Here is a 26306-nt window from a genome sequence, read left to right on the forward strand (position 1 = left end):
CAAGGGCGACGCGGCCGAATTTGTGCCATCGCGACTCGCTAATTGGGTCGCTCAGCTTTGTGGGTGGTTCAGAGGTTCGCCCTAGCGGACTAGAGCGGGGTGCTTCCGCACGATGACCATCCCGAGCGGCAGTTGACTGCGGGCGAGACGGTGTAGACTCGCCTTCCTTCATATGTGGAAAGACCTTATACATTAGACAATTCGAAGATCAGCGAGGACGGCCAACTATAGTTGTCGTTCGCAGCGTCCACAACTATCGCACAGAGAGCTGCCGTTCCATCGCAACGGACGCGTTCGGGATCGAGCGCCACCCTGAGTGATCGTGATCACATAAACTCGCAATCGGCTCCCCTAGTGTCCAGCTCACGCCAAACACGGGGAGATTTCATATGCGCAAGATCATTTTGGTGACCGCCATGGTGCTGGTCTCTGCCTCTGCCCAGGCCGGAGGCCCGCGCAGCCTGTCGCTGTCCGCGGTGAGCGAGCCGGCTTCGGTTCAGCAAACGACGCCGGCGCTTGCCGCCGCGCCGACGCAGGTGAGCGAAGCAGCGCCTGCCGCCGAAGCTCCGAAATATCTCGATCGCCCGCCGGCGGTGTCGCTCAATGCGCCCGCGGCGGTTGCCACACCCACGACCACGACGGCCTCAGCGCCCGCGACGACGACGCAACCCGCCGCGAAGACAACGGCCAAGGCAGACAAGCCGAAGCACAAGCGCAGCTGGACCGAAGGCCGCATCATCAGCGAGCTGCATCGCCATGGCATCTACTGGTAAGATGCCCGCTCTCAAAAGGATATGGCCGGGACAAGCCCGGCCATCACGCGAGAGTTTTGAATCTGATCGGGCGCGTTACTGCGAAACCGTCTGCACCACGCTCCCGATCGGACGCGCGCTCGAGGTCGGCACCTTTAGGTCCTTCAGCAGCGCCTCGTCATATTCCGGCAGCGACTGGAGGGTCGTCTTGGCCTTCATCTGCACGATCTTGTAGCCGCCGGCCTTCAGCCGCGCGAGCAGCGCGGGCATGGCTTCGCCGGTGTGCTTCTGGAAGTCGTGCATCAGGATGATGCCCTTGCCGAGCTTGTCGAGCCTGGTCATCACGGTCTCGATGATCTTCTCCGGCGTGGCGCCCTTCCTGAAATCGAAGGAGTCGATGTCGGTCGAGAACATCGCGACGTTTCGGGTGCCGAAATAGCTCACGATCGCCGGATTGTGCTGGAGCTGCGGGAAGCGGAAGAACGGCGCCGGGTTGGTGCCGAGCGCGTATTTCACCGCGCTAATGCCCTTTTCGACCTCGTCCTTGGCCATCTGCTCGGTCATCTTCTTGCCGTTCAGATTGACGTGCGACCAGGTGTGCGTGCCGACCGTATGGCCTTGGGCCAGCACCTGGCGCAGGATCTCCGGGTGGTAGGTCGCATGCTTGCCGACCGAGAAGAACAGGCCCTTGGCGCATTCGTCCGCGAGCGCCTTCAGTACGGCGGGCGTGTTGACCGGCCAGGGGCCGTCGTCGAACGTCAGCACGACCTCCTTGTCGGTGAGGAAGTCGAACTGCTTGAAATGATCGAAGCCGAAGCCCGGACCGCCGGTGGTGTCGATCTCGACCACGCGGGAGACGCCGAGCGCGTTGGGATTGGCGCAGGTCGATTTCTGCTGAACCGGCATCGGCGCGGGTGCGGGCGCCGAGGCGGCTGCCGCCGGCTTGGCCGCAATCGCGGCCGTGATCGCGACGTCGTCCTTGGCGGCGAGCTTCGCCTGTGCCGGCAATGGATCGGCGGCACGGGCGGCAATCGTCTTGGGAGCGGCCTGGTCGGCGCGCGAGGAATAATAAAACCAACCGCCGGCGGCAATCACGACCGCCGCAACTACACTGGCCAGCATCAGGCCCAACGCATTACGCATCGCCATTCTTTCCAATTACGCAACCAAACCGGCGGAATTTCCCGCTCGACGAGCCATTAATGCGAAGGAACAGTTAACGTGACACCAACACGACAGCGGATATGGAGGAATTTCAGCGAGGTGCGCCAGCGTGACCGAGGTCACAGAGGGTGAGCCTCCCGTGACCGTCATCACAGTCGGAACTGTTTTGCTGGAGCATGGTCAATCCCATCAACAACGGCGGGCCCGCTTCCGCGGTGCCAATGGGAGCTTCAAATGACCAACTCGCTGAACATCAAGTCCTTAAGTAGCAAGATCCGCGACGTCAGCCTGGCTCTGGGCTTTGCCGCCATCCTCTCGATCGCCTCGACCGGCTCGAGCTTCGCCTTCTCGTCCGAAGCGCAGCAGCAGTGCACCGGCGACGCTTTCCGCCTGTGCTCGTCGGAAATCCCGAACATCCCGAAGATCACGGCGTGCATGATGAAGCATCGTTCGGATCTGAGCGCCGGTTGCCGTGCGGTGATGGACAAGGATCTCGCCAAGGGCGGCGCGTCACGCAAGGTCGCTGACGCCCAGGACAGTCAATAAGAGTCGATCAGTAACAGCAACGATAGCGTCGTTGCGTCGGTTAGCTCCCCTCGCGATGTGCCCCGGCGTGATGCCGGAGCGCCGCGGCGGCGCAAGCCCGTCTGCCAATAAAGCCGTTGCGGCTTCGGGATCGTCGCTCTAGCTTCGCCCGCACATCTTCCGGGTAAGAGGCATTACGCGATGACCAGATTTCTTTGCATCATTCCATTGATCCTGTTTGCATCGACTGCGTCAGCGCAGCAGCCCGGTCACGACGCCTGCGCGCGCGACGTCACGCGCTTCTGCCGTCCGGTGATGAACAATGGCGATGGCGCCGTGCTCGCCTGCCTCAAGCAGAACCGTACGCGGCTCACCAAGGGCTGCGACAAGGTGCTGACGGATCACGGGCAGTAAGACGTCGCTACGGACTCGCAAAACCTAAGTGCTGCTTCCCGCCGCAGTGGCGACCACGGGCAGCACCTCACTTGCTGCCTGGTCCGGCGTCTCCTCTTTCCAGCGCACCGAGCCGAACGGACGCTCGAGCATGCGGCGGATCCGCACCGGATCCGGGCCGATGTGGAAATCGATCGCCTCCTGATGCAGCGCGCGTTCGGACTGGGTCGAGCGGTTGCGCTGGCGCAGATAGTCGAGCCAGGTCGGGCAATGATAGCGCTCGGTCCACAATTCGGGATCGGCGATGTCGCGCGCGATCGACCAGCCATAGGCGCCGTTGCGCTGGCGAGAGAGCTGCACGTCCTGCATCACGTTGTGAAAGGCGCGGGCGTTCTCTTGGGCGACGCGGTATTCGATCTCGACCACCAGCGGCCCGCTGCGCGCCGTGAGCGACAATTTGACTTCCGGATCGGCCAGCAGATCGGCGTCTTCGTTGCGGGCGCCGACGCGCGGCATCGTGAGCCAGATTCCGAGCACCGGCGAGATCAGCATCAGGCCGGCGGCCGTCAGCAGCGCTACCTCGACGCCGGCATAGTCGGTGAGATGGCCCCAGCCCCAGGCGCCGATCGCGATGCCGCCGGAAATCGAAGCCTGAAACGCCGCGAGCGAGCGGCCGGCGACCCAGCGCGGCGCCGAGAGCTGCACGCCGATATTGAACAGCGCGATGGCGGCCATCCAGACCGCGCCGGCGAGCACCAGCGCAGCCGCGGTCAGCACCGGCTCGGTGCTCACGGCGAGAGCGGCCATCGCAAACGCCATCGAGATGGTGCAGGCGCGGATCGCGGCTTCGCCGCTCATGCGCTTGCGCAATTCGTGGATGTTGAGCGCGCCGATCACAGCGCCCATTCCGAAGGCGCCGAGCATGATGCCGTAGGTTTGCGCGCCGCCATGCAGCAGATCACGTGCGACCAGCGGCATCAACGCCATGATGGCACCGCCAATCAGGCCCATCACCAGCGTGCGCAACAGCACGATCTTGATCGGCGGCGAATTGGTGATGTAGCGGAAGCCCGATACCATGGCGCGGTTGAGCTTCTCCCGCGGCAGGCGCGAGGGTTCGGTGTTGCGCCGCCAGAGCAGCAGCACCACCAACAGCGGCAAATAGAGGATCGCGTTACACGCGAACGCCGCGACAGCACCGAGTGCGGCGACGATGACACCGCCGACCGCAGGGCCGAAGCTGCGGGCGATGTTGTAGCTGATGCCGTTCAGCGCGACGGCTGACGGCAGTGCATCGGGCGGCACCTGCTCGCTGACCGAGGACTGCCAGGCCGGACCGAACAGTGCGTTGCCGCTGCCAACCACGAAGCAGAAGGCGAGCAGCGTTTCCGGGGAAATGAAGTTGAGCCAGGCCAGGACCGTGAGTGCGGTCGCGCCAGTCAGCGCGATCATGAGCGCGATCAGGGTGACGATACGGCGGTCATACATGTCGGCGATGGCGCCCGCCGGCATCGAGATCAGCATGATCGGCAGCATCAGGGCGGTCTGTACCAGCGCCACCTTGTCCGCCGAGGCCGCCATCTGCGTCATCGCCCAGGCGGCGCCCACGCCCTGGATCAGCAGGCCGAGATTGGAGAGCAGGCTGGCGAGCCAGATGCGCCGGAACACGGTGTACCGTAGCGGCGCCATGATGCCGTCGGCGTCAATTTTCTGACGGTTCGTCTGCTCGGTCATATCCCCTTCCAAATGGGCTGGCAGAAGTGGCGTCGGCGTGGTCTTTGGGCGATTTCGGCAAGTTCAGTGATGCCCGCGAAAGTCCTTCGCTGTCCAGTGGTTAGGCCGGTATAAGCGGTGCACAGAGATGCTTTTGCCGGGGAGGAACAGATGAAGCTGTCACGACGGATGATCTTGCAAGGTGCCGGCAGCTTGCCCTTCGCAATTGCGAGCTTGCGCACGGGCGCATTGGCTCAATCCGCACCCACTGCGCCGAGCGAGGTGCCGCCAATCCTGTTCGTCCACGGCAATGGCGACTACGACGCGCTCTGGATGACGACCTTGTGGCGGATGGAATCCAACGGCATTGCGCGCGATCGCATGCATGCGATCAATTTCAACGATCCCAATGCGCGAAGTGACGACAAGGTCGAGCAGGCGGGCCGCTCCTCGACCGAGGACCAGCGCCGCGAGCTCGCCGCCGCCATAGCCGAATTGAAGCGCAGCACCGGCGCCGCCCGCGTGGCGCTGGTCGGCAGCTCGCGCGGCGGCTATGCCATCCGCAACGTCATCAAGAACGGCGGCGCCGGCGATGTCAGCCACGCCGTGCTGTGCGGCACGCCCAATCACGGCGTGTTCGCGACTGACGACCAGCCCAACAGCGAGTTCAACGGCCGCGGCGCGTTCCTGCTCGGCCTGAACGAGGGCGAGAGTGAGGTGACGCCGGGTGTTGCCTTCCTGACCTTGCGCAGCGACGGCATGGACAAATACGCGCAGGCCGATGGCCGCTTCATCGGCAAGCCCGGCACGCCGACCGGCGTCAGCGTCGAAGGTCCGGAGTTGAAGGGGGCCACCAACCTCGTGCTGGGCGCACTCGATCATCGCGAGGTGGCGTTTCACCCCCGAGCCTTCCGCGAGATCTATAAGTTCATTGCCGGCCGCGAGCCCGCGCGAATCTCGATTGTGCCGGAGCAGAGCGTCAGGCTGAGCGGCCTCGTGACGGGCACACCGGGCGGTGCGCCGACCAATCGGCCGGTGGCCGGTGCAACCGTCGATATCTTTCGGGTTGATCCTGAAACCGGTGAGCGCAAGGGCAGCGCCGTGCACAGCGCGAAGACCGGTGCCGACGGCCGCTGGGGACCGGCGCAGGTCGAACCTTCCTGGTCGCTCGAATTCGCCCTCGCAGCGCCGGATGCGCCGACGACGCACATCTACCGCTCGCCCTTCCCGCGCTCGTCCGACGTCGTTCACCTGCGCGCCGCGCGCCCGCTCGGTCCCGCGGACAAGGACGCCGGGGCCGTCGTGATCATGTCGCGTCCGCGCGGCTATTTCGGCCTGCCGCGGGACGTGGTGCTGCTCGACGGCAAGGAGCCGGCGGACGTCAAATCGGGTGTGCCCACGGATTCGACAGCAACACTGCGCCTTCCGGCCGGCGAGGTCGGGCGTAACATCGTGGCCGAATTCAACGAAGAACGAATTGTGGCACGCGCCTGGCCTGCCTCCGAGAACAGGATTGCGATTGCCGAGCTGACTTACTAGCTAACTGCCTGCGCCACCCCTCCGGGAGAGAGCCATGAACATCGCCAGCGTGCGTCGGCCCATCGTCCCTCCGACGCCGCCGCGAGCGCCCGACGACATGTCGTTCCTCGGCCGGCTTGCCGTGATCAAGCGGAATATGATCGCGACCTGGGGGCAGCGCGCCTATGAGGAAGACGTCATTGAAGGCCGCTTCTTCTTCCGCAACAGCTTCATCCTGAACCGGCCGGATGCGATCCGGCATGTCCTGCTCAGCAATTACGAGAATTATTCGCGTACTCCGGCGGGCATCCGCATGCTTCGTCCCGTGCTCGGCGACGGTCTTCTGATTGCGGAGGGCCATTCGTGGACGTTTCAGCGCCGCACCCTCGCGCCGGCGTTCACGCCGCGTGCGACAGCAAATCTCGTTCCGCACATGACGGCGGTGCTCGACGAGACCATCGCAAAGCTCGACGGGCGAACGAGCGAGCCGGTCGATCTGCGCGAGATCATGCAGCGCATGACGCTGGAGATCGCCGGCCGCACCATGTTCTCGTTCGGCATGGACCGGCATGGTCTGACCTTGCGCAACTTCGTCATGGAGTATGGAGCCCGACTCGGACGGCCGTACTTGCTCGACATGGTGCTGCCGCTGTCCTGGCCGAGTCCGATGGATTTTGCCCGCGCCCGTTTCCGCAAGCGCTGGACCGAATTCGTCGCGATGCTGATCGCCGAGCGGCGTGAGATGGGCAAGAAAGACGGCGCGCCGCCGCGCGATCTTTTCGATCTCATGGACGAGGCGCGTGACCCTGAAACCGGCAAGGGCTTTTCGGACGAACAACTGGTCGACGAAGTCGCGACTATGATCCTCGCGGGTCACGAGACCACGGCGACCGCGCTGTTCTGGGCGCTCTATCTGCTCGCGCTCGATCCCGATACGCAGGAGGAGATCGCCTCCGAGACCCGCGGCGAGCACCTCGACAGCATGGCCGACATCGATCGGCAGAAGTTCACCCGCGCCGTGATCGAGGAGACCATGCGGCTTTATCCGCCGGCCTTCCTGATCGCCCGGGCCGCGCGCGAGAAGGACAACGCGGCCGGCGTCGCCATCGGCAAGGGCGACATCATCATGATCGCACCGTGGCTGCTGCACCGGCACGAGAAGCTGTGGGATCAGCCGAACGCGTTCATTCCAAAACGCTTCATGTCCACGGAAGCGCCCGATCGATTCGCGTATCTGCCCTTTGGCGCGGGTCCGCGCGTCTGCGTCGGCGCCCCCTTCGCGCAAGCCGAATCCGTGCTGGCGCTGGCCCGGCTGATCGGTGCGTTCCGTGTCGAGCTTGCCGATACCAGCCCTGTCATTCCGCTCGGCGTCGTCACGACCCAGCCGGACCGGTCGCCGCTGTTCCGCATCACGCGTCGGTGACAGGCGTTCGCCTGGCCGACGGCGTGATCCACTCCAGATAGAGTTGCGCCATGAGCGATATCCAGGCCCAGTTTTCCGTTCTGAAGCAGACCGCCGATGCGAAAGTGGTCGACGCGATCGCGCGCCTCATCGAGGACGGCGAAGATCACGAGCTCAACCGCGTCAATGTACTCGATTTCGCGAAGCAGCACGGTCTCGATGAAGAGCACGCGATCTCGGCATTCCTGCATTCGGCGCGGCTCGGCCTGTTCGATCTGGGCTGGAATGTGCTGTGCCCGGGCTGCGGCGGCGTGTTGGGTGCGCACTCGACCCTGAAGGCGCTCAAGCCAGACAATTATCATTGTGCGCTGTGCGCCTGCGGCTACAAGGCCTCCGTCGATGATCAGGTCGAAGTCTCCTTCACCGTCAATTCACGTGTCCGGCGCATTGCGGCGCATGATCCCGATACGCTTCCGGTGTGGGAGTACTTCAAGCAGGTGTTCTGGAGTTCCGGCGTCGACTTCAACAAGGAATCGTTTGCGACGCTCGCCAACGAGGTGACGCTGGACACGATGGAGCTCCCGGCCGGCGAGAAGGCGACCATGTCGCTGCAACTGCCGGACGATTTCATCATCATCTTCGAACCGGTGACGCACGCGGCGCATTTCATCGACGTGCAGGGCGAGCCCACCAAGGACCGTCAGCAGCTCGCCATCATGTACAACAGGGTGCAGGCGCCGACGGGAACCACGACCATGCGGCCGGGCCCGCTGCGGCTGTCGCTGGAGAACCAGGCCGGCGTACGCGTGCTGCCGTCGGTGTTCATCGCGGCCGAGGCGCTCCATCACCTCATCGGCAAGCGCAAGCCGTTCCTGACCGCCAAGCGGATGCTGTCGAACCAGACGTTTCGTGATGTGTTCAAGGCGGACAATCTCAGTCTCGACCAGCGGCTCCAGATCACCTCGCTGACCTTCCTGTTCACCGATCTGAAGGGATCGACCGCGCTCTATGAGCGCGTCGGCGATCTTGCCGCCTTCGACCTCGTGCGCGCGCATTTCCATGCGCTGCTCGAGATCATCTCCTCCGAGAAAGGCGCGGTGGTGAAGACCATCGGCGACGCCGTGATGGCGACCTTCGTCCGTCCCGAGCATGCGATCGCAGCGGGTTTGCGGATGCGCGCGGCGATGGACGAGCTCAACAAAAAGCGCGGTACTGCCGATCTCATCGTCAAGATCGGCATCCACGAAGGTCCGTGCCTCGCGGTGATGCTGAACGAGCGGCAGGATTATTTCGGCCAGACCGTCAACATCGCCGCCCGCGTGCAGAGCCTCTCGACCGCGCAGGAGATTCACATCACCGGCCCGGTGCTGGATGCGCCGGCGGTTGCCGAAGTCCTCAAGCAGCGCGAAATCAGGCCGATCCAGAAGCAGGCCGCACTGCGCGGCATCGCCGACAAGATGGTGGTGTACGAGATACCGTGACTGGTGTCGTCCCGGCGAAGGCCGGGACCATACCGCGTGATTTCCGAAACAGGCTGGATGGTCGTTACCAAAGCCTTCGCCAAACCGCAGCCTGTGGTTATGGGTCCCGGCCTTCGCCGGGACCACATGTGCGCACTTGCCTTGCCCTACTCCAAAATCACAGACTCAGATTGCCGAAACGTAATGCGACGCGCGGAACTGACGCACGTTGCGCCGGTTGAATTTCCTACTCATATAATGCTGGTAGCGGTCGCGCTCCGCGGCTTCATCGATTTCGGTAGGACCTTATGCTCGACGGCCTGCGCCAATTCATCGCCGACATTGTTGCTCCCCGTGCCCAGGACCGCGCTTTCGGTGACGGTGATTACCGGCTGGCGGCGACCGCGCTGCTGGTTCACGTGATCTCGCTGGACGGCCAGCCGACGGCTGCCGAGCAGCGCAAATTGCACAGCCTGATCGAAAGCCACTTTGGGCTCGATCGCGGCACCGCGGATCGTCTGATCGCGGATGCGACGGAGGTCGAGGGCGAGGCGGTCGACCTCTATCACTTCACCAGCATCATGATGCGCTCGCTCGACGAAGAGGGCCGCAAGCGGGTCGTCCAGATGATGTGGGAGCTGGTCTATGCCGATGGCCAGGTTACCGAGTTCGAGGATAATGTGGTCTGGCGTGCCTCCGACCTGCTCGGGATTTCGCAACGCGACCGGATCGACCTGAAGCACGCGGTCGCAGATCGTGCCGGTGGTCAGGTCAAGGACAGCGCGGTCGGCGGGTGATCACTGCCAATACCGCCAATTGGCGGTTGTGCGGACCACATGACGAAACTTTAATGTAGCCTCGGGGCTGCCCTGGTTCCGGTTTTCTCCTGTAAAAACGGGGTTTTCCTGCTTCCCCCGTTTCCCGCTCAGGTGGCTATGCGGTGGACGCCGCTTGCCTGTCGCGCACGGCCTATGCTCTCGTTCCAGCATTGCGGCGCCAAAAAAACTTCAATTCAAGAGATCTCGATCGTGACTGAGCGGGTAACGTTGATCACCGGTGCCTCGGCGGGCATCGGCACGGAGCTAGCGCGTGTGTTCGCCGCGAACGGACACCGTCTTGCGCTGACGGCGCGACGCGCGGACCGGCTCGAGGCGCTCGCAAACGAGCTCGCTGCCAAGGGTGGCAAAAAGCCGATCGTGATCGCCTGCGATCTTGAGGATGCGGATGCCGGCGAGAAGATCGCCGCCGCACTCGCTGCCGAAGGCGTCGAGCTCGATCATCTCGTCAACAATGCCGGCTTCGGCGTGTTCGGCGACGCAATTGAGCGCGACCGCGTCGAGCAGGTCGGCATAGTGGATGTCAATGTCCGGGCTCTGACGGATCTGTCGCTGCGCTTTGCCGATCAGCTGATCAGGAACAAGGGTGGCCTTCTCAACGTCGGATCGGTCGCCGGCTATCTGCCCGGCCCCGGCATGGCGGTCTATTACGCGTCCAAGGCCTATGTCATTTCCTTCACCGAGGCCTTGCGGGCGGAGCTTGCACCGCACGGCGTTCGCGTCACCGTACTTTGCCCGGGCCCGGTGCCCACCGAATTCCAGGCGCGCGCCGGCGTTGGGTCCGGACATGATACGGCCCTTCTCAATGTTCCTGCCGCTGAGGTCGCACGACAGGCCTATCGCGGCCTGATGGCCAACAAGCGGGCCGTGCTCCCCGGTCTGGGCATCAAGATTGTGCCATTCGCGCTGCGCTTCTTCCCGCGCGGCTTCATCCTGTCCGCCACCAGCCGGTTTCAGAGACAAAGACGCTAGAGGGAGCTCTCGGTCGGTCGTGGCCCGGAGCTTGCTTTCTATCGGGAGTGTGTGTGCGCAAACTCACACGAAATTAACGATCGCTTAGTTATGCTGGCGGTCAGAACCGATAGCAGTCGCAAAGACCATGTCGTTCCGGACGGACAGATTTGGTGGCGCAGATGTGGTGCCCTTCCCCAGAAGGACGCCTGATGTCGCCGCCTTCGAAACCCGGTTGCCGGTTCTGATCATCCTGCATCAGGAATCCTCGACGCCCGGCCGCGTCGGCAATGCGCTGCGCGCCCTTGGCCACCGCCTCGACATCCGCCGTCCCCGCCTCGGCGATCCGCTGCCTGAGACCCTCGACCAGCATGCCGGCGCTGTGGTCTTCGGCGGTCCGATGAGCGCCAATGATCCCGACGACTACATCCGCCGCGAGATCGACTGGATCGAAATTCCGCTCCGCGAACAGCGGCCGTTCCTCGGCATCTGCCTCGGCGCGCAGATGCTCGCGAAGCAGTTAGGAGCCCGCGTCGCGCCGCATGCCGATGCGCTGACCCAGATCGGCTACTACCCGATCCGCCCGACACCCGCGGGACACGGGCTCTGCCCGAATTGGCCGGCACGGGTCTATCACTGGCATCGCGAAGGCTTCGAGCTGCCGGTTGGCGCTGAACTGCTTGCCGAAGGCGATGATTTTCCGGTGCAGGCGTTCCGCACCGGCAACGCTTTCGGCGTGCAGTTTCATCCTGACGTGACCTACGCCATGATGCATTGCTGGACCACGCGCGGCTATGACGGTCTCAGCGCGCCCGGCGCGCGGCAGCGGCATCATCACTTCGCGGACCGTGCCGTCTACGATGCCGCGGAACGGGCCTGGCTTGATCAATTCATCGACGGCTGGCTGGCGCGTCGGCCGTTGCTGGCGCAAGCCGCCGAGTGATCGCGCCCTCCCAGGCCGTTGGCACAAGCCCTTGTCTCATCCCTTGATATGCTAGGCTCATGTCAACGAGCGCGCGCGAAACTGCGCCGGCAAACAAAGGGAGAGCACCATGGCTTACGAACACATTCTCTATGAGGTCAGCGACAAGGTCGCGACCATCACGCTCAACCGTCCCGATCGCATGAATGCGTGGACGCCGATCATGGAGCGCGACGTGCGCCATGCGATGGAAGCATCGAGCGCCGATGACAATGTCCGCGTCATCGTGATCACCGGCGCGGGCCGCGCCTTCTGCGCCGGTGCCGACATGGACGCATTGAAGGGGCTCGACCCCGATGATGTCAGGCGCGCGTCGAACCTGCCGCCCTTCGACATGAACCGGCGGCCGGACTGGCAGACGCGCCATGGCTTCTACCCGTCGATCGGAAAGCCTGTCATCGCCATGCTCAATGGCGCGACCGCCGGCATCGGCCTCGTCCACGCGCTCTATTGCGACCTGCGCTTTGCCGCCGACAACACCGTGTTCACCACCGCCTTCGCCCGGCGTGGTCTGATCGCCGAGCACGGCATCAGCTGGATGCTGCCGCGAATCGTCGGCCACGCCAACGCGATGGATCTGTTGCTCTCGGCGCGCCGCGTTTCGAGTGACGAGGCGCTGCGGATCGGGCTGGTGAACCGGCTCTGCTCGCCCGAGAAGCTGCGCGAGGAGACCTATGCCTATGCGCGCGACCTCGCCGATTTCGTCTCGCCGAGCGCGATGGCCGTGATCAAGCGGCAGCTCTACGAGGTGCCGTTCCAGACGCTGGCGGAGGCGACGATCGAAGCCAACCGGGACATGATGGTGGCGCTGAACGGCAGCGATTTCCGGGAGGGGGTCGCGAGCTTCATGGAGAAGCGGCCGCCGAGGTTTACGGGGAAGTAGGGAAGCTTAAGGGGCAGTCCGTCTTCGCCCTGCGGGCTACGCCGGACACCACGCTTCGCCCCTCGAGCTCCGCGCGGCTGCGCCACGCGTAGCCCGAAGGGCGAAGCGTGGTGGAGCCAGGCGGGATCGAACCGCCGACCTCGTCATTGCGAACGACGCGCTCTCCCAGCTGAGCTATGGCCCCTTTTGTAGGCCGCTCTGGTCAATGCGGCCGACAACCGGGCGCCATTTAAGTCCCCGCCAAGGTCAAGTCAAGGACGGGTGTAACCCGGTTTTAGCCATCCCGGCACCGACTTCCCTTGTTTGGACCGGGGGGAACCGATATCTAGCAGCAGGCGTCAATCCCGACCGCAGCCAGAATTTTCAAAAGTCAGAGTCTTCAAAAGCCATGCGTGCCGTTCTCGACATCGTCATCATCGTGCTCGACCTCTACGTCTGGCTGCTGATCGCGTCCGCGATCCTGTCCTGGCTGATCGCCTTCAACGTCGTGAACACCCGCAACCAGTTCGTTTCGGCGGTGGCGGAGTTCCTGTACCGAATCACCGAGCCGGTCCTGGCTCCGATTCGCAATTTCCTGCCCAGCCTCGGCGGCCTCGACATCTCGCCGATCATCCTGATCCTGCTCATCATGTTCATCGAGCGGGTGATCCTGTATTACATCTACCCGAACGTGATCTAAGCAAGCTGGAGCGCCCTGGGTTGCCAAAGAACCTTGTCATCAAGGAACCTTGGCGTTACGGGGCCGCAGGTATCAGCATCGCGCTGCGGGTGACGCCGCGCGGCGTCCGCGACGACATCGACGGGATCGAGCAGCTCTCCGATGGCCGCAGCGTGCTCAAGGTGCGGGTGCGCGCTATCGCAGATGGCGGCGAGGCCAACAAGGCCGTTCTGGTGCTGCTGGCGAAATCGTTGGGCGTGCCCAAGGCCAGCGTCAAACTCCTGTCGGGAGCGACCTCGCGGCTGAAGCAGATCGCGGTCGACGGCGATCCGGCGCGGCTCGGCGAAGCCCTGCGCCAGCTCGCATCAGCCAAATCGACAGACTGAGGGAACTGACATGACCGCCAAGATCATCGACGGAAAAGTCATCGCCGCAGAACTTCGCGCCCGCGTCGCCGACGAGGTCGCACGCGTCAAGCGCGAGCACAATCTGGTTCCGGGCCTTGCGGTGGTCCTGGTCGGAAGCGACCCGGCGAGCGAGGTCTATGTCCGGTCGAAACACACCCAGACCCAGGCCGCCGGCATGGCCTCGTTCGAGCACAAGCTGCCGGCCGACGTCTCGCAAGCAGATCTCCTGGCGCTGGTCGCAAAACTCAACCGCGATCCCGCCGTGCACGGTATTCTGGTGCAACTACCGCTGCCCAAGGGCCTCAATACCGAGGCGGTCGTCAATGCCATCGACCCCGCCAAGGATGTCGACGGGCTGCATCCGAACAATGCCGGCCGCCTCGCCGGCGGTTTCGAGGCGCTGTCGCCCTGCACGCCGCTCGGCTGCATCATTTTGACCAAGAGCGTGCATGCTTCGCTTGAAGGCATGAACGCCATCGTCATCGGCCGCTCCAACCTCGTCGGCCGACCGCTGGTGCAGCTGTTGCTGAACGAGAACGCCACGGTGACCATCGCGCATTCGCGCTCGCGTGACCTGCCCGGGCTCGTGAGGCGCGCAGACCTCGTCTATGCCGCCGTCGGAAAGTGCGAGATGGTGCGCGGCGACTGGCTGAAGCCGGGGGCGACCGTGATCGACGTCGGCATCAACCGGATTCCGAGGGACGACGGCAAGACGCGTCTCGTCGGCGATGTTGCCTATCAGGAAGCGCTCGCCGTGGCTGGCGCCATCACGCCGGTACCGGGCGGCGTCGGTCAGATGACAGTCGCCTGCCTGCTCGTGAACACGTTGCGCGCGGCCTGCGCGATTGCAGGGCTGCCGAAGCCGGCGGTGTAGTTCACCTCGCCCCGCAAGCGGGGCGAGGGAGCAGAGCTCAGGCCTTCTTCTTTTTCTCGCGATCGATGCCTTCGAGGATCAGCTTGTGCGCATCTTCGGGGCCGCCCCAGCGCAGGATCTTCACCCACTTGCCGGGTTCGAGATCCTTGTAGTGCTCGAAGAAGTGCTGGATCTGCTGGAGCGTGATGTCCGGCAGGTCGGAATACGACTTCACCTTGTCATAGCGCTGCGTCAGCTTCGACGACGGCACCGCAAGAATCTTCTCGTCGCCGCCGGCTTCGTCTTCCATGAACAGCACGCCGACCGGGCGCACGCTCATGACCGCGCCGGGAATGATGGCGCGGGTGTTGATGATGAGGACGTCGCAGGGATCGCCGTCGTCGGACAGCGTGTGCGGAATGAAGCCGTAGTTCCCGGGGTAACGCATCGGCGTGTAGAGGAAGCGGTCAACCACCAGCGTGCCGGCTTCCTTGTCCATCTCGTACTTGATCGGTTCGCCGCCCACGGGGACTTCGATGATGACGTTGACGTCGTGAGGGACGTTTTTCCCGATCGAGACCGCATCGATACGCATTCAAGGCTCCGTTGTTGCCGAGGTTAAATCGCACCCGGCAGCGATTTTGGCGCTGTCATACGCGGGCTTGGCCCGCTGATCCATCGCGTTTTTGTGAAATAATGAATCCGGCGATCACCGGCTCAAGGCAGCGGTATCGACGGAAGGAAAACGCTGCCGGCGGGACTTCAGCAGCTCAATTGGTCCAAGCGAAGGCAACCTTGTCGAGCGACTTCGGCCCGAAACGCTCCGAGGACCGCGCCACCATGCGGCCGCCCAAGGCGCGGTAGAACTCGGTGGCCGGATCGTTGTCCGAGAGCGCCCACACCACCATGCTCTTCAGGCCGCTCTGCATCAGGTCGCGGCGGGCCGCGGTGAACAGGCGGCGACCAAAGCCCAGGCCCTGGAATTCGGGACGCAGATAGAGCTCGTAGACCTCACCGTCGAAATGCAGGCTGCGGGCGCGGTTGCGGCCGTAATTGGCGTAGCCTGCGATCTTGTCGCCGAACACCAGCACGCTGACGCGGCTGCCCTTGCGGATCGCGCTGTCCCACCATTGCGGACCGCGGCGGTTGATCAACTTCTCCAGTTCGGCGCCGGGAATGATGCCCTGATAGGCGGAGCGCCAGGCTTCGTCATGGGTGGACGCCACCGCAGTTGCATCTGCGGCTTTGGCCGGCCGGACCTCGATCAGGGTTGTGCTCATGGACGTGATCAAACCAAGTCGCCGCGCCGGCGGCAAGACCTATCGTTAATTATCGGTTAACGTGTGGACTTTCTGCATCAGTATTTGAACCATGTTGTACCGAAAAAAGACAAGACGCCGATTCGAATGGCACCGGGGTGCTCTGCGCCGGTGCAAAACTGCTTTGCGGCAACGAATGAACGGCAATGGCAACGCAGAAAGTCTGCCGATATTGATTCGTTCCTACTAGTCTAACTGTCGCTGTTCTCGCCTCCGGCAATTCATGCGGATCCCCAACATCCTCGTGCCTTTGGCTCTGCTGGCCTTGCTGGCTGCGCCGCCGGTGTGCGCTCAGGTTTTTGGTTCGTCCGGAGCGGAGGGCGATCCGTTTCGCCGTCAGCAATGGCGCGTGCCGTCGCCGGATACCGACATCGCCGCTCATGCCCGGCTGTTTCGCCCGCCGGGTGCCGGCCCGTTCCGGCTTGCGGTGATCGCGCATGCTTCGACGCAAAATGGCTTGCGGCGCGCGCAAATGTCTCAGCCGGAATACCGCGCACTCACGGCATTCCTCATCGCGCGCGGCTTCGCCGTGCTGGTGCCCGAACGGCTCGGCCATGGTGCGACCGGTGGCCGCTATGTCGAGGACCAGGGTGGCTGCGACGAGGCGGACTACGTGCGCTCGGGCCGCGCAACGGCCGACGAAATCGCGCTCGCGCTGGACTATGTGCGAAAGCAGGATTTTATCCGCAAGGACGCCGCGATCGTGATCGGCCATTCCGCCGGCGGTTGGGGCGCGCTGGCGCTCGCGAATGCCGATCCGAAGGCGATCTCCGCCATCATCGCCATTGCGCCGGGCCGCGGCGGCCATGCCAATGACGAGCCGAACCGGATCTGCGCGCCGCATACGCTTCTCGCCGCGGCGGCTGAATTCGGCAAGGCCGCGCGCATCCCCATCACATGGCTCGTTGCCGCCAATGACAGCTACTTTGCACCGGCATTTTCGCTTGCGTTGGTCGATGCGTTTCGCGGCGGCGGTGGCAAGGTCGACTTCCGAACGACGCCGGCCGTCGGTAGCGAGGGCCACTGGATGATCGAAACCGAGGCAGGCGTCAAAGCCGCGAGTGCCGAGCTTGCGCGTGGGTTGAAGCCGGCGGCTGCCAAAAAGCCATGACGCCGTATTCCTGGTCACGCACCTGATATTGGACAATCGCTAATGCCCAAATGGCCCGACGATGACGTCATCCTGTTCGACGGCGTCTGCATCTTCTGCTCGCGCTGGGTCCGCTTCGTCGCCAAAAGGGACCCGGCGAAGCGGTTTCGCTTCACGCCGATTCAATCTGACTATGGCGCCCGGCTCGCGCGCACGTTCGGCATCGATCCCGCTGATCCCGACACCAATGCCGTGGTTCACGGCGGCGCGGTGTTCATGAAGTCGGACGCTGCGCTGACGGTGCTGTCGCAGCTCCCCGGCTGGGGCTGGGTGCGCGCGTTGTTCGCTGTGCCCAAGCCGCTACGGGACCCGCTCTACAATCTCGTCGCGCGCAACCGATACCGCATCTTCGGCAAGTATGATTCGTGCTTCGTACCGGATGCCGACTTGCGGGCGCGGGTGATCGAGTAGGACGTGGTCAGCGTTGGATTTTCTCTACAAGAGCCACAAATTCTTGCAGGTCCAAAAGGGCTCTTTGTTGAGTCGACTTGTACGTTTCGTGAAGCTTTTTTGGCAAGACAAGTTGCAACGATTTGGTGCGCATTTCGGATGTTTGATTTTCTGAAATTCCGGGCTCTAACGTCAAGAGATGCTTCGTCTTGATCCGGTTCGCTTCAGCTAACACTTGACGCCACCGATCCTTGCAGGTCGATTTTGCGCCGAGCATTACAAGGCGATTTTCTGAAAACGCTGACGAATTGTATTCCTTCGCCCCCGGGAACAGGAAATCCGGTCTATTGTTATTTTCGGTTCGCGCCCCTCTCTCGAACCTTAGCTTGCGGGCAGAAAAAATTGCAGCGAGATGATGCTCAAGAGCCGATCCGGCGCGCGACTTGCGGCGATTCTGGACGCTCAGCGAATGAAGCCTTCAACGTCAGCCTTCTTGCTGAGCATGAAACCGTCGGCCAGCCTTTTCGAGACAATGTGCCGCTCTAGGGTACGGAACAACCTTTCCTCAAATTCGATCCATGTCATGAGCGCGTGATCAGGATCGTCTCTAACACTCGTCTCGGGAGCATGCTTCCTAGCAAACTCAGAGAAGATGCCCGTTGCGGGGAATTCTGCACCAAATTTCTTTAGGAGCGCGTCGAGCCACTCATCCTCAGTAACGATAGCTTCGATTTCGATGAGCTCAAGAATATAGCGAGCCGTGAAAGAAAGTTCCTGACCGCGCTCTCGGCGAAAGTCTCGCTTATTGTCGTCGAAACGGTCTCCGGTTGCACGCAGACCGAATAGCCAAAAGAGTTGCTGCTCAATTGCGCTGCCCGCGGTGCAACTCATCGCAAGCAGTGGACCAGATTTTGGCTTGCAGAAAAACAGCGTGTCGCCAGCGCGCGCCTTCCGAACGACTTCTTCGGCAGCCGCCGGATAATATAATCGATACTCAGGCTCCCTATGGGGTTGGTTCTTTCGACTGTTGTACCATGTGCCGTCGAGTTCGAGTCGGAGCGGTAGCTCGTCATCCTCAAGTCGGATATAAGTAACGTCAATCTTCTTCTTGGTCTCGGGTGAACCAAGGAACTCGCGGAAAGCGTCAACGCCCTGATACTCGTGACCCCGCGACGTGTTGGGATCGACCTCGGTCGCGGCCAGTGTCTTGGCGGCAACTCCTATGAAATACTCTGAGAGATATCCCCGTTTCATCTTTTCGGTGTCCCGCGCAACTCGGTTGAAGGTCGATTTGAGCGAAGCCAACTTGAACATCTGTCCAAGAGCGAGTGGATGGGAATAGCCCCACGTCCCTTGAGGCTGCATTCCCAAATGATGCAACAACGCCAGCCGGCTTCCTTGAGGGCAACAAGGGCTTTGCGATCGACCTCTCTATTGCGGTTGATCTTCTTGCGCCAGAAATCTGTACGTGTCGTCGGCCATCTGAATAAGTGACAATCATGGCCGTGCCAGAAGCAACCGTGGACGAAGATTGCGGCCCGATATTTGGGAAAGACAAGATCTGGCTTACCTGGCAGGCGCTTGTCGTGCAGGACGTAGCGGAAAGCCCTTGCATGTAGCCCTCGCCGGATAATTAATTCAGGCTTCGTATTCTTCCCTCGGATGCCCGCCATCATCCGGCTTCGAACCTCGACCGATACGACGTCAGCCATAGACGAAGGCCCGGTCAGGCTCCATCGCAAAAGGCAGTTCGGGATGCTTTTGCAGCTTCCTTACGGCGCGGTTTTCGACGGCGCTGATAATATGCGGCTTCATCAACTCTGCGACCGAAGCCACTACTGGAACGACAACCGCATTTCCAAACTGTCTGTAGGCCTGCGTGTCCGAGACGGGGATACGAAAGTCCGATCCGTCAACATGCCTGAAGCCCATAAGCCTTGCACATTCGCGAGGTGTCAGACGTCGTGGCCTCTTGCGCGGCTGTGCGATCAGAACTTCCGATCCATCCTTGAAGTATCGAGCCGAAAGTGTACGGGCTACGTCATCTGGGCCAAACAGGCTATAACCAAAGCCGTTACCTTTGGCGGCATGCTTGTCTTTGTAGTTCTTGAGGTAATTCCAGAGGTGGGCCGTGAGCGTATATTTCGGATCGACGCTTTCGTGCGAATCCAGAATTGATCCAAGCTTCGGGCTATTCTCCGGAACAACAAGGCGGTCGAAATCGAAGCTACTTTCCTTCTTGAATCCTACGATGAAAATTCGCTCGCGCTTTTGTGGGACCCAGGGCGCCGAATTGATGACGCGATGATGAATCTCGTAACCAAGCTCGTTGCGTAGAACGTTGATGATGGTCGCGAATGTCCGTCCCTTGTCATGTCGCTGGAGGTTTTTCACATTCTCCAGCAGGAATGCAGAGGGTTGATGATGTGCGATAATTTGCGCGAGATCGAAAAACAACGTGCCTTGCGTGTCGCAGAGAAATCCGTGAGGTCGCCCGAGCGCGTTCTTCTTCGAGACACCTGCAATCGAAAAAGGCTGGCACGGAAAGCCTGCAAGAAGAACATCATGCGCAGGGATCATTGAAGGATCTTTCGAGTATTCCCTGATGTCCCCGGCAATGGGGTGGTCGTTCCCGAAGTTCTCGCGATAGGTAGCTTGCGAATACTTATCCCACTCGGACGTGAAAACGCACTGTCCGCCGATGGCATCGAAGCCAATTCTCAGACCCCCGATACCAGCAAATAAATCGATAAATCGGAAAGCGGCGGGCTTGAGGCGCTTCTCGGGTAATCGGGCCAAATGCTCTTGGAGCCATTTGATAGCAATCGGGGACGGTCGTGAGTCACCGTTCTCATATCGAATGACAGTGCGCTCTGTAACGCCCAGGAGATTGGCAGCTTCGGAGCGCGACAACCCCGTTTTCAGCCGAAGGGCTTCGAATTCGACCGAGTGGGGCGAGCGGGTCATATGCGAACTTTCGCTGGGACAAGAATTGGCAAGTTGTCCTTGATTCTTCCCAGAAAGCATAGTTGTTCATGGTATGTTCCGTCAAGCCAAGTCGCTAGGACGTCGCCGTCCCCAGCACTTCCCTCGCCGCCCGCTCCCCTGAGTCCCGCGCCCCATGCGCCGTCGAGAAAAAGTTCGGCGACGTCGCTTCTCCCGCAAAGAACAGCCGCCCATCGGTCGGTGCCGCCAGCACGGCGCGGTCACCGGCGTGGCCGGGCAGGGCGTGCGAGTAGGAGCCTCTCGCGAAGGGGTCGTGGGCCCAGCGCGACTCGTAGAGCGGCTTCAGCTTTCGCCTGATGTCGTTGCCGAGGAAGCCTGCGATCTCCTCGATGCTTTGGGCGGCAATGGCGCCGTCGCCCGCGTCTTCCAGTTCGCGTGCAAAGCTGCCGCCGAAAAAGCCTTCGATGCAGGGCTGGCCGAACGGGCGGATATGATAGGTGCCCATGTCAGTGCGCATCGTGGCGCCGCGCAAATTACCTTCCTTCGGGAAGGCTTCGGCATCGTCGAGCGCCAGCGTCACCTTGTCATCGACACCGAGCGGCAGGCCGGCCGCGGCGTCGACCTTGGCGGGGAGAGGTGGCGAGAAGCGGATCGCCTCATTGGCGATCAGATTGGTCGGCACGGTGACGATCACCTTGTCCGCGGTCAGCGTGCCCTGCGATGTCTCGATGCGGATGCGCTGGTCGGAATGATCGATCAGCGTGACGTTGCAGTTCAGCGCCACCGGGCATGGCGCGCCATAGGCCGCGATCAGCGCGCCGTAGCCGCGGCGGACGCGCCAGTTGAGGTCGCTGTCCTCATACGCGTCCCAGTCCAGCGTCGACATGTCCTTCAGTTCGCAGCCGTTGATGTAGGTCGAGATCGCGTCGATCATGGGATTCCAGCGATTGCCGGGCTCCAGGCTGAAGCTCGCGGGGACATCCTGGCCCTTCTGGGCGGTCTCCCACAGCCGCTGATAGAAGGCGTCCATGGCGTGCATGAAATCATCGCGCTCGGCTTTCGGAAACGCGTCGCCATAGGCGCGCTCGCGCCAGGGCGGGAGGTCCTTGTTGACCTCGAAATCGAGCTGCTTTGCAATCGCGACGAAGGAGTTGTTGTCCGCCGAATGCAGCCAACCGCAGCCGACGTCGAAGGTGACTTCGGGCGAGGCCTGCACCGTCCAGGCCCGGCCACCGAGCCGGTTACGCGCCTCGAGCACGATCACGGAGAGGCCGGAGCCTGCCAGCGCATGCGCCGCGCCGAGACCGGCGGCGCCCGCACCGATGATCGCGACGTCGACGGAGGAGGGGAGGGACATAGCGGTCAATTTCATCGTCATGCCCGGGCTTGTCCCGGGCATCCACGTCATTGACACCAGTATCGAAGACGTGGATGGCCGGGACAAGCCCGGCCATGACGCATTCGTCGTGTGTCCGAGTGGCCTTAAGCCACCGCTTCCTTGGATTTTTCCGCGCGCTTGCGCTCGTTCGGGTCGAGGTGCCGCTTGCGCAGGCGGATCGACTTCGGCGTGATCTCCACCAGCTCGTCGTCCTCGATATAGGCCAGCGCCTTTTCCAGCGTCATGCGGATCGGCGGGGTCAGGCGCACCGCTTCGTCCTTCGACGTGGTTCGGATGTTGGTGAGCTGCTTGCCCTTGAGCACGTTGATCTCGAGGTCGTTGTCGCGGGTATGCTCGCCGACGATCATGCCCTTGTAGACCTTCCAGCCCGGCTCGATCATCATCGGGCCGCGATCTTCCAGCTTGAACATGGCGTAAGCCACCGCTTCGCCCTGGTCGTTGGAGATCAGCACGCCGTTGCGGCGGCCCTGGATCTCGCCCTTGTACGGCGCGTAGCCGTGGAACAGACGGTTCATGATCGCGGTGCCGCGGGTATCGGTGAGCAGCTCGCCCTGGTAGCCGATCAGGCCGCGGGTCGGCGCGTAGAACACCAGCCGCAGACGGTTGCCGCCGGACGGCTTCATCTCGATCAGCTCGGACTTGCGCTCGCTCATCTTCTGCACGACGACACCGGAATGCTCCTCGTCGACGTCGATGACGACTTCCTCGATCGGCTCGAGGGTGGCGCCGGTGGCCTCGTCCTTCTGAAATACGACACGCGGACGCGACACCGAAAGCTCGAAGCCCTCGCGGCGCATGGTCTCGATCAGGATCGCGAGCTGCAATTCGCCACGGCCTGAAACTTCCATCGCGTCCTTGTCGGAGGCTTCGACGACCCGCAGCGCAACGTTGCCCTCGGACTCGCGCAGCAGGCGGTCGCGGATCATGCGGCTGGTGACCTTGTCGCCTTCGGTGCCGGCGAGCGGCGAGTTGTTGACGATGAAGGACATCGACACGGTCGGGGGGTCGATCGGCTGCGCCACCAGCGGGGTGTCGACCGACGGATCGCAGAAGGTGTCGGCGACGGTGCCCTTGGTCAGGCCGGCGATGGCGACGATGTCGCCTGCCTCGGCTTCGTCGAGAGGAGTGCGCTCGATGCCGCGGAAGGCGAGGATCTTGGTGATGCGGCCCTGCTCGATCGTCTTGCCGTCGGCGCCCAGCACCTTCACGGCCTGGTTCGGCTTGATCGAGCCTGAGGAAATACGGCCGGTGATGATGCGGCCGAGATAGGGGTTGGCTTCCAGAATGGTGCCGATCATGCGGAACGGGCCTTCCTCGACGGCCGGCGGCGCGACATGGCGCACGATCAGGTCGAACAGCGGCTGCATGCCGGCTTCCTGCGACCCGTCCGGGCTCTCGGCCATCCAGCCTTGCTTGGCCGACCCGTAGAGGATCGGGAAGTCGAGCTGCTCCTCGCTGGCGTCGAGCGCCGCGAACAGGTCGAACACCTCGTTGATGACTTCGGTTGCCCGCGCGTCGGGACGGTCAACCTTGTTGATCACGACGATCGGCTTCAAACCGACCTTGAGCGCCTTGGAGACCACGAATTTGGTCTGCGGCAGCGGCCCCTCGGCGGCGTCGACCAGCACCAGCGCGCCGTCCACCATGTTGAGGATGCGCTCGACCTCGCCGCCGAAATCGGCGTGGCCTGGGGTATCGACGATGTTGATGCGGGTGTCCTTCCACTGCACCGAGGCCGCCTTGGCCAGAATGGTGATGCCGCGCTCGCGCTCCAGATCGTTGGAGTCCATGGCGCGCTCAGTCACCTTCTGGTTCTCGCGATAGGTGCCGGATTGCTGGAGGAGGCGGTCGACCAGGGTCGTCTTGCCGTGGTCGACGTGGGCGATGATGGCGATGTTGCGAAGATTCATGAGTGGGCTTCTTTGCGGTCGGACAATGGGTTAAGCGCGATCTCGCCGGTCAGACCGGGACCTCTTCTCGAAACAACGCTTGAAGACTGGAAACGGGGCGCTTTCCGCCCAAAAGGGAAAGCCCGGCATATCGACCGGGCACCCTACGCGTTGCGGCGCAATATAGGCAAAAACCGCCAAAAAACAATGTGTTCTTTGGCCGTTGGTTGATTGAATTTTGTCCGGGAATTCCCGGGGGTTAGGCGAAAAGCCGGGCTCAGCCGCGCCGGCCCTTGATCGCGGCCCAGATCAGGGCGACCCCGCCCAGCCCCACGACCAGGCCTACGAACACCAGCGGTGCCACGTCGGAACCCATCCGGCCGCCCTCGATCACCGACATTCCGCCGAACAGCAATGCGCAGGCACCGGGTAGCAGCATGAGGATCCCGAAGATCGCCATGATCGCGGTCAGGCAGCCGCCGCGCTTGTTCGGCGGGGCAGGAGGCGGTCCCGGAGGGGCTGGCGGCGGCGTGTCGCTGATGCTCATGCCTGCAGGACTCCTGCGGTTGACTGCGCCGCCAGTTCGGCGCGGATGCCGTCGATCTTTCCGTTTCGGTAGAACAGATTGTAGGTGTCGAACGGGATGATCGCGCCGTTCTCGGTGACGAAATGGATGCAGCTGCGCTTGACGTTGCCGACGCAGAAATTGAAGCGATCGAGAAACTGCACGATGGTGACGCGGAATACGTTCTCGTACGTGATTCCCTGCGGCACCTCGAAGCTCGGCAGGCAGCACAGCAATTCGCAGACGCGCTCGCTCGTGTTCAGCGGTCCCGAGGACAGCGAGAACAGATCGATGAATTTCTCCCTCAGCGCCGGATGCTTCTCCGGGCTTATCGTATTGGGCAACAATGCGACGAGTTGCTCCTGCGGGATCAGCGAGGTCAGCGGCAGCACTTTCTTGCCGTTGCGCAGGCCGTAACCGATCGAGATGCTTTCGGGATTGCAGGGCAGCGGGATCATGTCCTTGTCGCCGAACACGCCGGTTTCGACCACGCGCTTGCGGATCTCCGACAGCATGATGCGATCGGTGTTCTTGTCGAAATTTTCGTTGCGGCCGGCGTCCTGCACCGGCTGCAGCGTGACGCCGCGAACGCACTTCCAGGTCAGCGCGTGGCGGACGATGTCGCCGATCTCGGCATCGTTGACACCGCGCTTGATGGTCGCCACCAGCGTGGTCGATACGCCGTAATGCTCGAGATTCTCCAGCGCCTGCTGACGGATCTTGCGCAAATCCGCGCCGCGCAGATTGATCAAAGCGTCGCGTTCGAGCGAGTCGAACTGGAGATAGACCTCGAGCCCGCGCTTGTTCTCGGCGAGCCGCGCCACGAAATCCTTTTCGCGGGCGATACGCAGGCCGTTGGTGTTGATCATGACATGGCGGATCGGGCGGGCGCGCACCGCATCGAGGATCGCGAAGAAGTCGGGATGCAGCGTCGGCTCGCCGCCGGAGATCTGCACCAAATCAGGCTCGCCCTCGCTCGCGACCAGCGCGTCCAGCATTCGCTCGACCTTGGCCAGCGGCGTGAAGCTGGTCCGCGCCGGCGAGGAATCGGCAAAGCACACCGGGCAGGTCAGATTGCAATGCTCGGTGATCTCGATCAGCGCGAGGCAGGAATGCTGCTCGTGGTCGGGGCACAGGCCGCAATCATAGGGGCAGCCGAATTCGGTATGCCGTTGAAAGGCCAGCGGCCGGTCGCCCGGCTTGATGAAATCCTTGCACAGGCGCCAATACGCGGCGTCCGTCGACACGAGCGTGGACTGGACGCCATGCTCCTTGCAGCGCTTCTCGTACCAAACCTCGTTGTCGAGGATCTGGATCTTGGCCGGCACCAGCTTCAGGCAGGTCTCGCAGAGAGATTGGGTCTGGCCCCAGAAGATATAGGGACGCGACTTACGCAACGGCGCGTTCATGCATGGGTCTCGCATTGGGCGCCCTCGCCAGCATGACGACGGCGTAGAGCAGGATGGACAGCGACAGCAGGTGAAACAGCGTGAAGGGGCCGATCAGCGTGCCGTAGGGCTTGAGGAATTCCCACAGGAAGCGCTGTGCTCCATAGTAGACGAGGACGAGGTAGAAACCATTGGTGATCACAAACGCGCTCCGGTTCAAGACCGCCACCACGTAGAGCAGCGCGAACACCCCCATCGCGGCGCTTTCGTAGAGCTGCACGGGATGGCGCGGGATGCCGTCGCCGAAATCATGGCCCCAGGGCCATGCCGTCGGCGTGCCGTAGGTGAAATCGTCGAGGCCCGCGAAAAAGCAGCCGAGCCGGCCGATCGCGATGCCGAGCGCCAGCGGCAGCGCAAAACGGGCGCCGGTTCGGACCGTGATCCCTGCGGACCATTTGTAGAGCTCGATCGCCAAGATGCCGCCGACCAGCGCTCCTTCCACGGAGCGCGCGATGCCGCTCTGGCCCGACAGCCACAGATTGGCGGAGCCGAACAGATAGGCGCCGAGCCCCGCGCCGAACACCAAAGCGGCGAGGTAGGACCGCTCAAAGGATTGCGCCGGAAACCGCAAGCCCTGTCGCGACAGCCCGTAGAGCGCCACGGCCGCAGCCAGCCACGCCGCGATGTCGAAGAGAGTGTGAAGGAAAGCCCCGCTCATGCGGGGACATTAGCCCAGGTTCCCCCGCGGCGGGATAGTGCGGCC

Annotated in this window: 28 protein-coding genes and 1 tRNA gene; 15 read left to right on the plus strand and 14 right to left on the minus strand. The window is 62.7% G+C overall.

The window, feature by feature from the left end:
• Positions 1 to 389 precede the first annotated feature (389 nt).
• On the plus strand, positions 390 to 773 hold the full coding sequence (locus IVB07_RS00330) for a hypothetical protein (protein WP_018459732.1): 384 nt from the start codon (positions 390 to 392) through the stop codon (positions 771 to 773).
• A gap of 75 nt (positions 774 to 848) precedes the next feature.
• Here IVB07_RS00330 and IVB07_RS00335 read toward each other — a convergent pair whose 3' ends face one another.
• Complete coding sequence (locus tag IVB07_RS00335) at positions 849 to 1895, minus strand: polysaccharide deacetylase family protein (RefSeq protein ID WP_247295801.1); 1047 nt, start codon at positions 1893 to 1895, stop codon at positions 849 to 851.
• A 255-nt stretch (positions 1896 to 2150) separates the two neighbouring features.
• Between IVB07_RS00335 and IVB07_RS00340 the strand changes: the two genes are divergently transcribed.
• Together IVB07_RS00340 and IVB07_RS00345 are read left to right on the plus strand one after the other, a co-directional pair.
• Entirely contained in the window at positions 2151 to 2462 is a 312-nt protein-coding gene (locus tag IVB07_RS00340; protein WP_018459734.1) for a hypothetical protein, read from the plus strand.
• A gap of 180 nt (positions 2463 to 2642) precedes the next feature.
• Positions 2643 to 2855 (plus strand): hypothetical protein, encoded by a 213-nt coding sequence (locus IVB07_RS00345; protein WP_018459735.1) that lies wholly within the window; start codon positions 2643 to 2645, stop codon positions 2853 to 2855.
• A gap of 24 nt (positions 2856 to 2879) precedes the next feature.
• Here the strand turns inward: IVB07_RS00345 and IVB07_RS00350 are convergent, their stop codons facing one another.
• Entirely contained in the window at positions 2880 to 4568 is a 1689-nt protein-coding gene (locus IVB07_RS00350; RefSeq protein WP_018459736.1) for an MFS transporter, read from the minus strand.
• Between the two features lie 150 nt (positions 4569 to 4718).
• Between IVB07_RS00350 and IVB07_RS00355 the strand changes: the two genes are divergently transcribed.
• The 7 genes from IVB07_RS00355 to IVB07_RS00385 all read left to right on the plus strand — a co-directional run bounded on the left by IVB07_RS00355 (position 4719) and on the right by IVB07_RS00385 (position 12579).
• On the plus strand, positions 4719 to 6086 hold the full coding sequence (locus tag IVB07_RS00355) for a twin-arginine translocation pathway signal (protein ID WP_018459737.1): 1368 nt from the start codon (positions 4719 to 4721) through the stop codon (positions 6084 to 6086).
• Between the two features lie 34 nt (positions 6087 to 6120).
• Positions 6121 to 7488 (plus strand): cytochrome P450, encoded by a 1368-nt coding sequence (locus IVB07_RS00360; RefSeq protein ID WP_018459738.1) that lies wholly within the window; start codon positions 6121 to 6123, stop codon positions 7486 to 7488.
• A 50-nt stretch (positions 7489 to 7538) separates the two neighbouring features.
• Entirely contained in the window at positions 7539 to 8948 is a 1410-nt protein-coding gene (locus IVB07_RS00365; protein WP_018459739.1) for an adenylate/guanylate cyclase domain-containing protein, read from the plus strand.
• Between the two features lie 287 nt (positions 8949 to 9235).
• A complete protein-coding gene (locus tag IVB07_RS00370) occupies positions 9236 to 9724 on the plus strand; it encodes a TerB family tellurite resistance protein (protein WP_247767435.1) in 489 nt (162 codons plus the stop codon).
• Between the two features lie 231 nt (positions 9725 to 9955).
• Positions 9956 to 10735: an SDR family oxidoreductase gene (locus tag IVB07_RS00375; RefSeq protein WP_026233870.1), complete on the plus strand. Its 780-nt coding sequence runs from the start codon at positions 9956 to 9958 to the stop codon at positions 10733 to 10735.
• 127 nt (positions 10736 to 10862) lie between these two features.
• Positions 10863 to 11657, plus strand: coding sequence for a glutamine amidotransferase (locus IVB07_RS00380; protein ID WP_026233871.1), 795 nt, complete (start codon positions 10863 to 10865; stop codon positions 11655 to 11657).
• A 109-nt stretch (positions 11658 to 11766) separates the two neighbouring features.
• On the plus strand, positions 11767 to 12579 hold the full coding sequence (locus tag IVB07_RS00385) for an enoyl-CoA hydratase (protein WP_018459743.1): 813 nt from the start codon (positions 11767 to 11769) through the stop codon (positions 12577 to 12579).
• 108 nt (positions 12580 to 12687) lie between these two features.
• Here IVB07_RS00385 and IVB07_RS00390 read toward each other — a convergent pair.
• Positions 12688 to 12763: transfer RNA gene (locus IVB07_RS00390), tRNA-Ala, on the minus strand.
• Between the two features lie 204 nt (positions 12764 to 12967).
• Between IVB07_RS00390 and IVB07_RS00395 the strand changes: the two genes are divergently transcribed.
• Genes IVB07_RS00395 through folD form a run of 3 tightly spaced genes read left to right on the plus strand, consistent with a single transcriptional unit; the run spans position 12968 to position 14518 of the window.
• Complete coding sequence (locus IVB07_RS00395) at positions 12968 to 13258, plus strand: YggT family protein (protein WP_007598721.1); 291 nt, start codon at positions 12968 to 12970, stop codon at positions 13256 to 13258.
• Positions 13259 to 13278: 20 nt separating this feature from the next.
• A complete protein-coding gene (locus IVB07_RS00400; RefSeq protein ID WP_018459744.1) occupies positions 13279 to 13623 on the plus strand; it encodes a DUF167 domain-containing protein in 345 nt (114 codons plus the stop codon).
• A gap of 10 nt (positions 13624 to 13633) precedes the next feature.
• Positions 13634 to 14518 carry a bifunctional methylenetetrahydrofolate dehydrogenase/methenyltetrahydrofolate cyclohydrolase FolD gene (folD, locus tag IVB07_RS00405; protein ID WP_018459745.1) on the plus strand — a complete coding sequence of 295 codons (885 nt, stop codon included), beginning with the start codon at positions 13634 to 13636 and terminating at the stop codon, positions 14516 to 14518.
• Between the two features lie 37 nt (positions 14519 to 14555).
• Here the strand turns inward: folD and ppa are convergent, their stop codons facing one another.
• Both ppa and IVB07_RS00415 read right to left on the minus strand, forming a co-directional pair.
• Complete coding sequence (gene ppa, locus IVB07_RS00410) at positions 14556 to 15092, minus strand: inorganic diphosphatase (protein ID WP_007604168.1); 537 nt, start codon at positions 15090 to 15092, stop codon at positions 14556 to 14558.
• Between the two features lie 175 nt (positions 15093 to 15267).
• Complete coding sequence (locus IVB07_RS00415) at positions 15268 to 15777, minus strand: GNAT family N-acetyltransferase (protein WP_007598725.1); 510 nt, start codon at positions 15775 to 15777, stop codon at positions 15268 to 15270.
• 262 nt (positions 15778 to 16039) lie between these two features.
• Between IVB07_RS00415 and IVB07_RS00420 the strand changes: the two genes are divergently transcribed.
• Together IVB07_RS00420 and IVB07_RS00425 are read left to right on the plus strand one after the other, a co-directional pair.
• Positions 16040 to 16927 (plus strand): alpha/beta fold hydrolase, encoded by an 888-nt coding sequence (locus tag IVB07_RS00420; protein ID WP_018459747.1) that lies wholly within the window; start codon positions 16040 to 16042, stop codon positions 16925 to 16927.
• Positions 16928 to 16969: 42 nt separating this feature from the next.
• A complete protein-coding gene (locus IVB07_RS00425) occupies positions 16970 to 17377 on the plus strand; it encodes a thiol-disulfide oxidoreductase DCC family protein (RefSeq protein WP_018459748.1) in 408 nt (135 codons plus the stop codon).
• Positions 17378 to 17384: 7 nt separating this feature from the next.
• On the opposite strand, the gene IVB07_RS00430 is transcribed toward IVB07_RS00425, so the two are convergent.
• The 9 genes from IVB07_RS00430 to IVB07_RS00470 form a co-directional block, all read right to left on the minus strand.
• Positions 17385 to 17822, minus strand: a complete 438-nt coding sequence (locus IVB07_RS00430; RefSeq protein ID WP_247767838.1) for a type II restriction endonuclease — start codon at positions 17820 to 17822, stop codon at positions 17385 to 17387.
• Complete coding sequence (locus IVB07_RS00435) at positions 17819 to 18661, minus strand: hypothetical protein (protein WP_247767846.1); 843 nt, start codon at positions 18659 to 18661, stop codon at positions 17819 to 17821. Before IVB07_RS00435 ends, IVB07_RS00430 begins: the two co-directional genes overlap by 4 nt.
• A complete protein-coding gene (locus tag IVB07_RS00440; protein WP_346658287.1) occupies positions 18607 to 19068 on the minus strand; it encodes a very short patch repair endonuclease in 462 nt (153 codons plus the stop codon). The genes IVB07_RS00435 and IVB07_RS00440 overlap by 55 nt, the downstream gene beginning before the upstream one ends.
• Positions 19061 to 20323 carry a DNA (cytosine-5-)-methyltransferase gene (gene dcm / locus IVB07_RS00445; RefSeq protein WP_247360614.1) on the minus strand — a complete coding sequence of 421 codons (1263 nt, stop codon included), beginning with the start codon at positions 20321 to 20323 and terminating at the stop codon, positions 19061 to 19063. The genes IVB07_RS00440 and dcm overlap by 8 nt, the downstream gene beginning before the upstream one ends.
• Positions 20324 to 20417: 94 nt before the next feature.
• On the minus strand, positions 20418 to 21659 hold the full coding sequence (locus IVB07_RS00450; protein WP_247364509.1) for an NAD(P)/FAD-dependent oxidoreductase: 1242 nt from the start codon (positions 21657 to 21659) through the stop codon (positions 20418 to 20420).
• Between the two features lie 125 nt (positions 21660 to 21784).
• Complete coding sequence (gene typA / locus IVB07_RS00455; RefSeq protein ID WP_247767436.1) at positions 21785 to 23611, minus strand: translational GTPase TypA; 1827 nt, start codon at positions 23609 to 23611, stop codon at positions 21785 to 21787.
• A gap of 256 nt (positions 23612 to 23867) precedes the next feature.
• The gene (locus tag IVB07_RS00460; protein ID WP_018459752.1) at positions 23868 to 24137 is read right to left on the minus strand and encodes a hypothetical protein; all 270 of its coding nucleotides are present in this window, start codon (positions 24135 to 24137) and stop codon (positions 23868 to 23870) included.
• The gene (locus IVB07_RS00465; protein ID WP_018459753.1) at positions 24134 to 25564 is read right to left on the minus strand and encodes a radical SAM protein; all 1431 of its coding nucleotides are present in this window, start codon (positions 25562 to 25564) and stop codon (positions 24134 to 24136) included. Before IVB07_RS00465 ends, IVB07_RS00460 begins: the two co-directional genes overlap by 4 nt.
• Positions 25545 to 26261 carry a prolipoprotein diacylglyceryl transferase family protein gene (locus IVB07_RS00470; RefSeq protein WP_018459754.1) on the minus strand — a complete coding sequence of 239 codons (717 nt, stop codon included), beginning with the start codon at positions 26259 to 26261 and terminating at the stop codon, positions 25545 to 25547. Before IVB07_RS00470 ends, IVB07_RS00465 begins: the two co-directional genes overlap by 20 nt.
• Positions 26262 to 26306 lie beyond the last annotated feature (45 nt).

The sequence above is a fragment of the Bradyrhizobium sp. 172 genome (assembly GCF_023101065.1).
In the GTDB taxonomy this organism is placed as follows: Bacteria; Pseudomonadota; Alphaproteobacteria; order Rhizobiales; family Xanthobacteraceae; genus Bradyrhizobium; species Bradyrhizobium canariense_D.

Coding starts and splice junctions, on each gene's coding strand:
- ppa (WP_007604168.1), bottom strand. CDS start 15,092: ATGCGTATCGATGCGGTCTCGATCGGGAAAAACGTCCCTCACGACGTC.
- dcm (WP_247360614.1), bottom strand. CDS start 20,323: ATGACCCGCTCGCCCCACTCGGTCGAATTCGAAGCCCTTCGGCTGAAA.
- typA (WP_247767436.1), bottom strand. CDS start 23,611: ATGAATCTTCGCAACATCGCCATCATCGCCCACGTCGACCACGGCAAG.
- IVB07_RS00365 (WP_018459739.1), top strand. CDS start 7,539: ATGAGCGATATCCAGGCCCAGTTTTCCGTTCTGAAGCAGACCGCCGAT.
- IVB07_RS00355 (WP_018459737.1), top strand. CDS start 4,719: ATGAAGCTGTCACGACGGATGATCTTGCAAGGTGCCGGCAGCTTGCCC.
- IVB07_RS00335 (WP_247295801.1), bottom strand. CDS start 1,895: ATGCGTAATGCGTTGGGCCTGATGCTGGCCAGTGTAGTTGCGGCGGTC.
- IVB07_RS00465 (WP_018459753.1), bottom strand. CDS start 25,564: ATGAACGCGCCGTTGCGTAAGTCGCGTCCCTATATCTTCTGGGGCCAG.
- IVB07_RS00345 (WP_018459735.1), top strand. CDS start 2,643: ATGACCAGATTTCTTTGCATCATTCCATTGATCCTGTTTGCATCGACT.
- IVB07_RS00420 (WP_018459747.1), top strand. CDS start 16,040: ATGCGGATCCCCAACATCCTCGTGCCTTTGGCTCTGCTGGCCTTGCTG.
- IVB07_RS00380 (WP_026233871.1), top strand. CDS start 10,863: ATGTCGTTCCGGACGGACAGATTTGGTGGCGCAGATGTGGTGCCCTTC.
- IVB07_RS00470 (WP_018459754.1), bottom strand. CDS start 26,261: ATGAGCGGGGCTTTCCTTCACACTCTCTTCGACATCGCGGCGTGGCTG.
- IVB07_RS00440 (WP_346658287.1), bottom strand. CDS start 19,068: ATGGCTGACGTCGTATCGGTCGAGGTTCGAAGCCGGATGATGGCGGGC.
- folD (WP_018459745.1), top strand. CDS start 13,634: ATGACCGCCAAGATCATCGACGGAAAAGTCATCGCCGCAGAACTTCGC.
- IVB07_RS00425 (WP_018459748.1), top strand. CDS start 16,970: ATGCCCAAATGGCCCGACGATGACGTCATCCTGTTCGACGGCGTCTGC.
- IVB07_RS00340 (WP_018459734.1), top strand. CDS start 2,151: ATGACCAACTCGCTGAACATCAAGTCCTTAAGTAGCAAGATCCGCGAC.
- IVB07_RS00450 (WP_247364509.1), bottom strand. CDS start 21,659: ATGTCCCTCCCCTCCTCCGTCGACGTCGCGATCATCGGTGCGGGCGCC.
- IVB07_RS00395 (WP_007598721.1), top strand. CDS start 12,968: ATGCGTGCCGTTCTCGACATCGTCATCATCGTGCTCGACCTCTACGTC.
- IVB07_RS00460 (WP_018459752.1), bottom strand. CDS start 24,137: ATGAGCATCAGCGACACGCCGCCGCCAGCCCCTCCGGGACCGCCTCCT.
- IVB07_RS00330 (WP_018459732.1), top strand. CDS start 390: ATGCGCAAGATCATTTTGGTGACCGCCATGGTGCTGGTCTCTGCCTCT.
- IVB07_RS00415 (WP_007598725.1), bottom strand. CDS start 15,777: ATGAGCACAACCCTGATCGAGGTCCGGCCGGCCAAAGCCGCAGATGCA.
- IVB07_RS00360 (WP_018459738.1), top strand. CDS start 6,121: ATGAACATCGCCAGCGTGCGTCGGCCCATCGTCCCTCCGACGCCGCCG.
- IVB07_RS00370 (WP_247767435.1), top strand. CDS start 9,236: ATGCTCGACGGCCTGCGCCAATTCATCGCCGACATTGTTGCTCCCCGT.
- IVB07_RS00385 (WP_018459743.1), top strand. CDS start 11,767: ATGGCTTACGAACACATTCTCTATGAGGTCAGCGACAAGGTCGCGACC.
- IVB07_RS00350 (WP_018459736.1), bottom strand. CDS start 4,568: ATGACCGAGCAGACGAACCGTCAGAAAATTGACGCCGACGGCATCATG.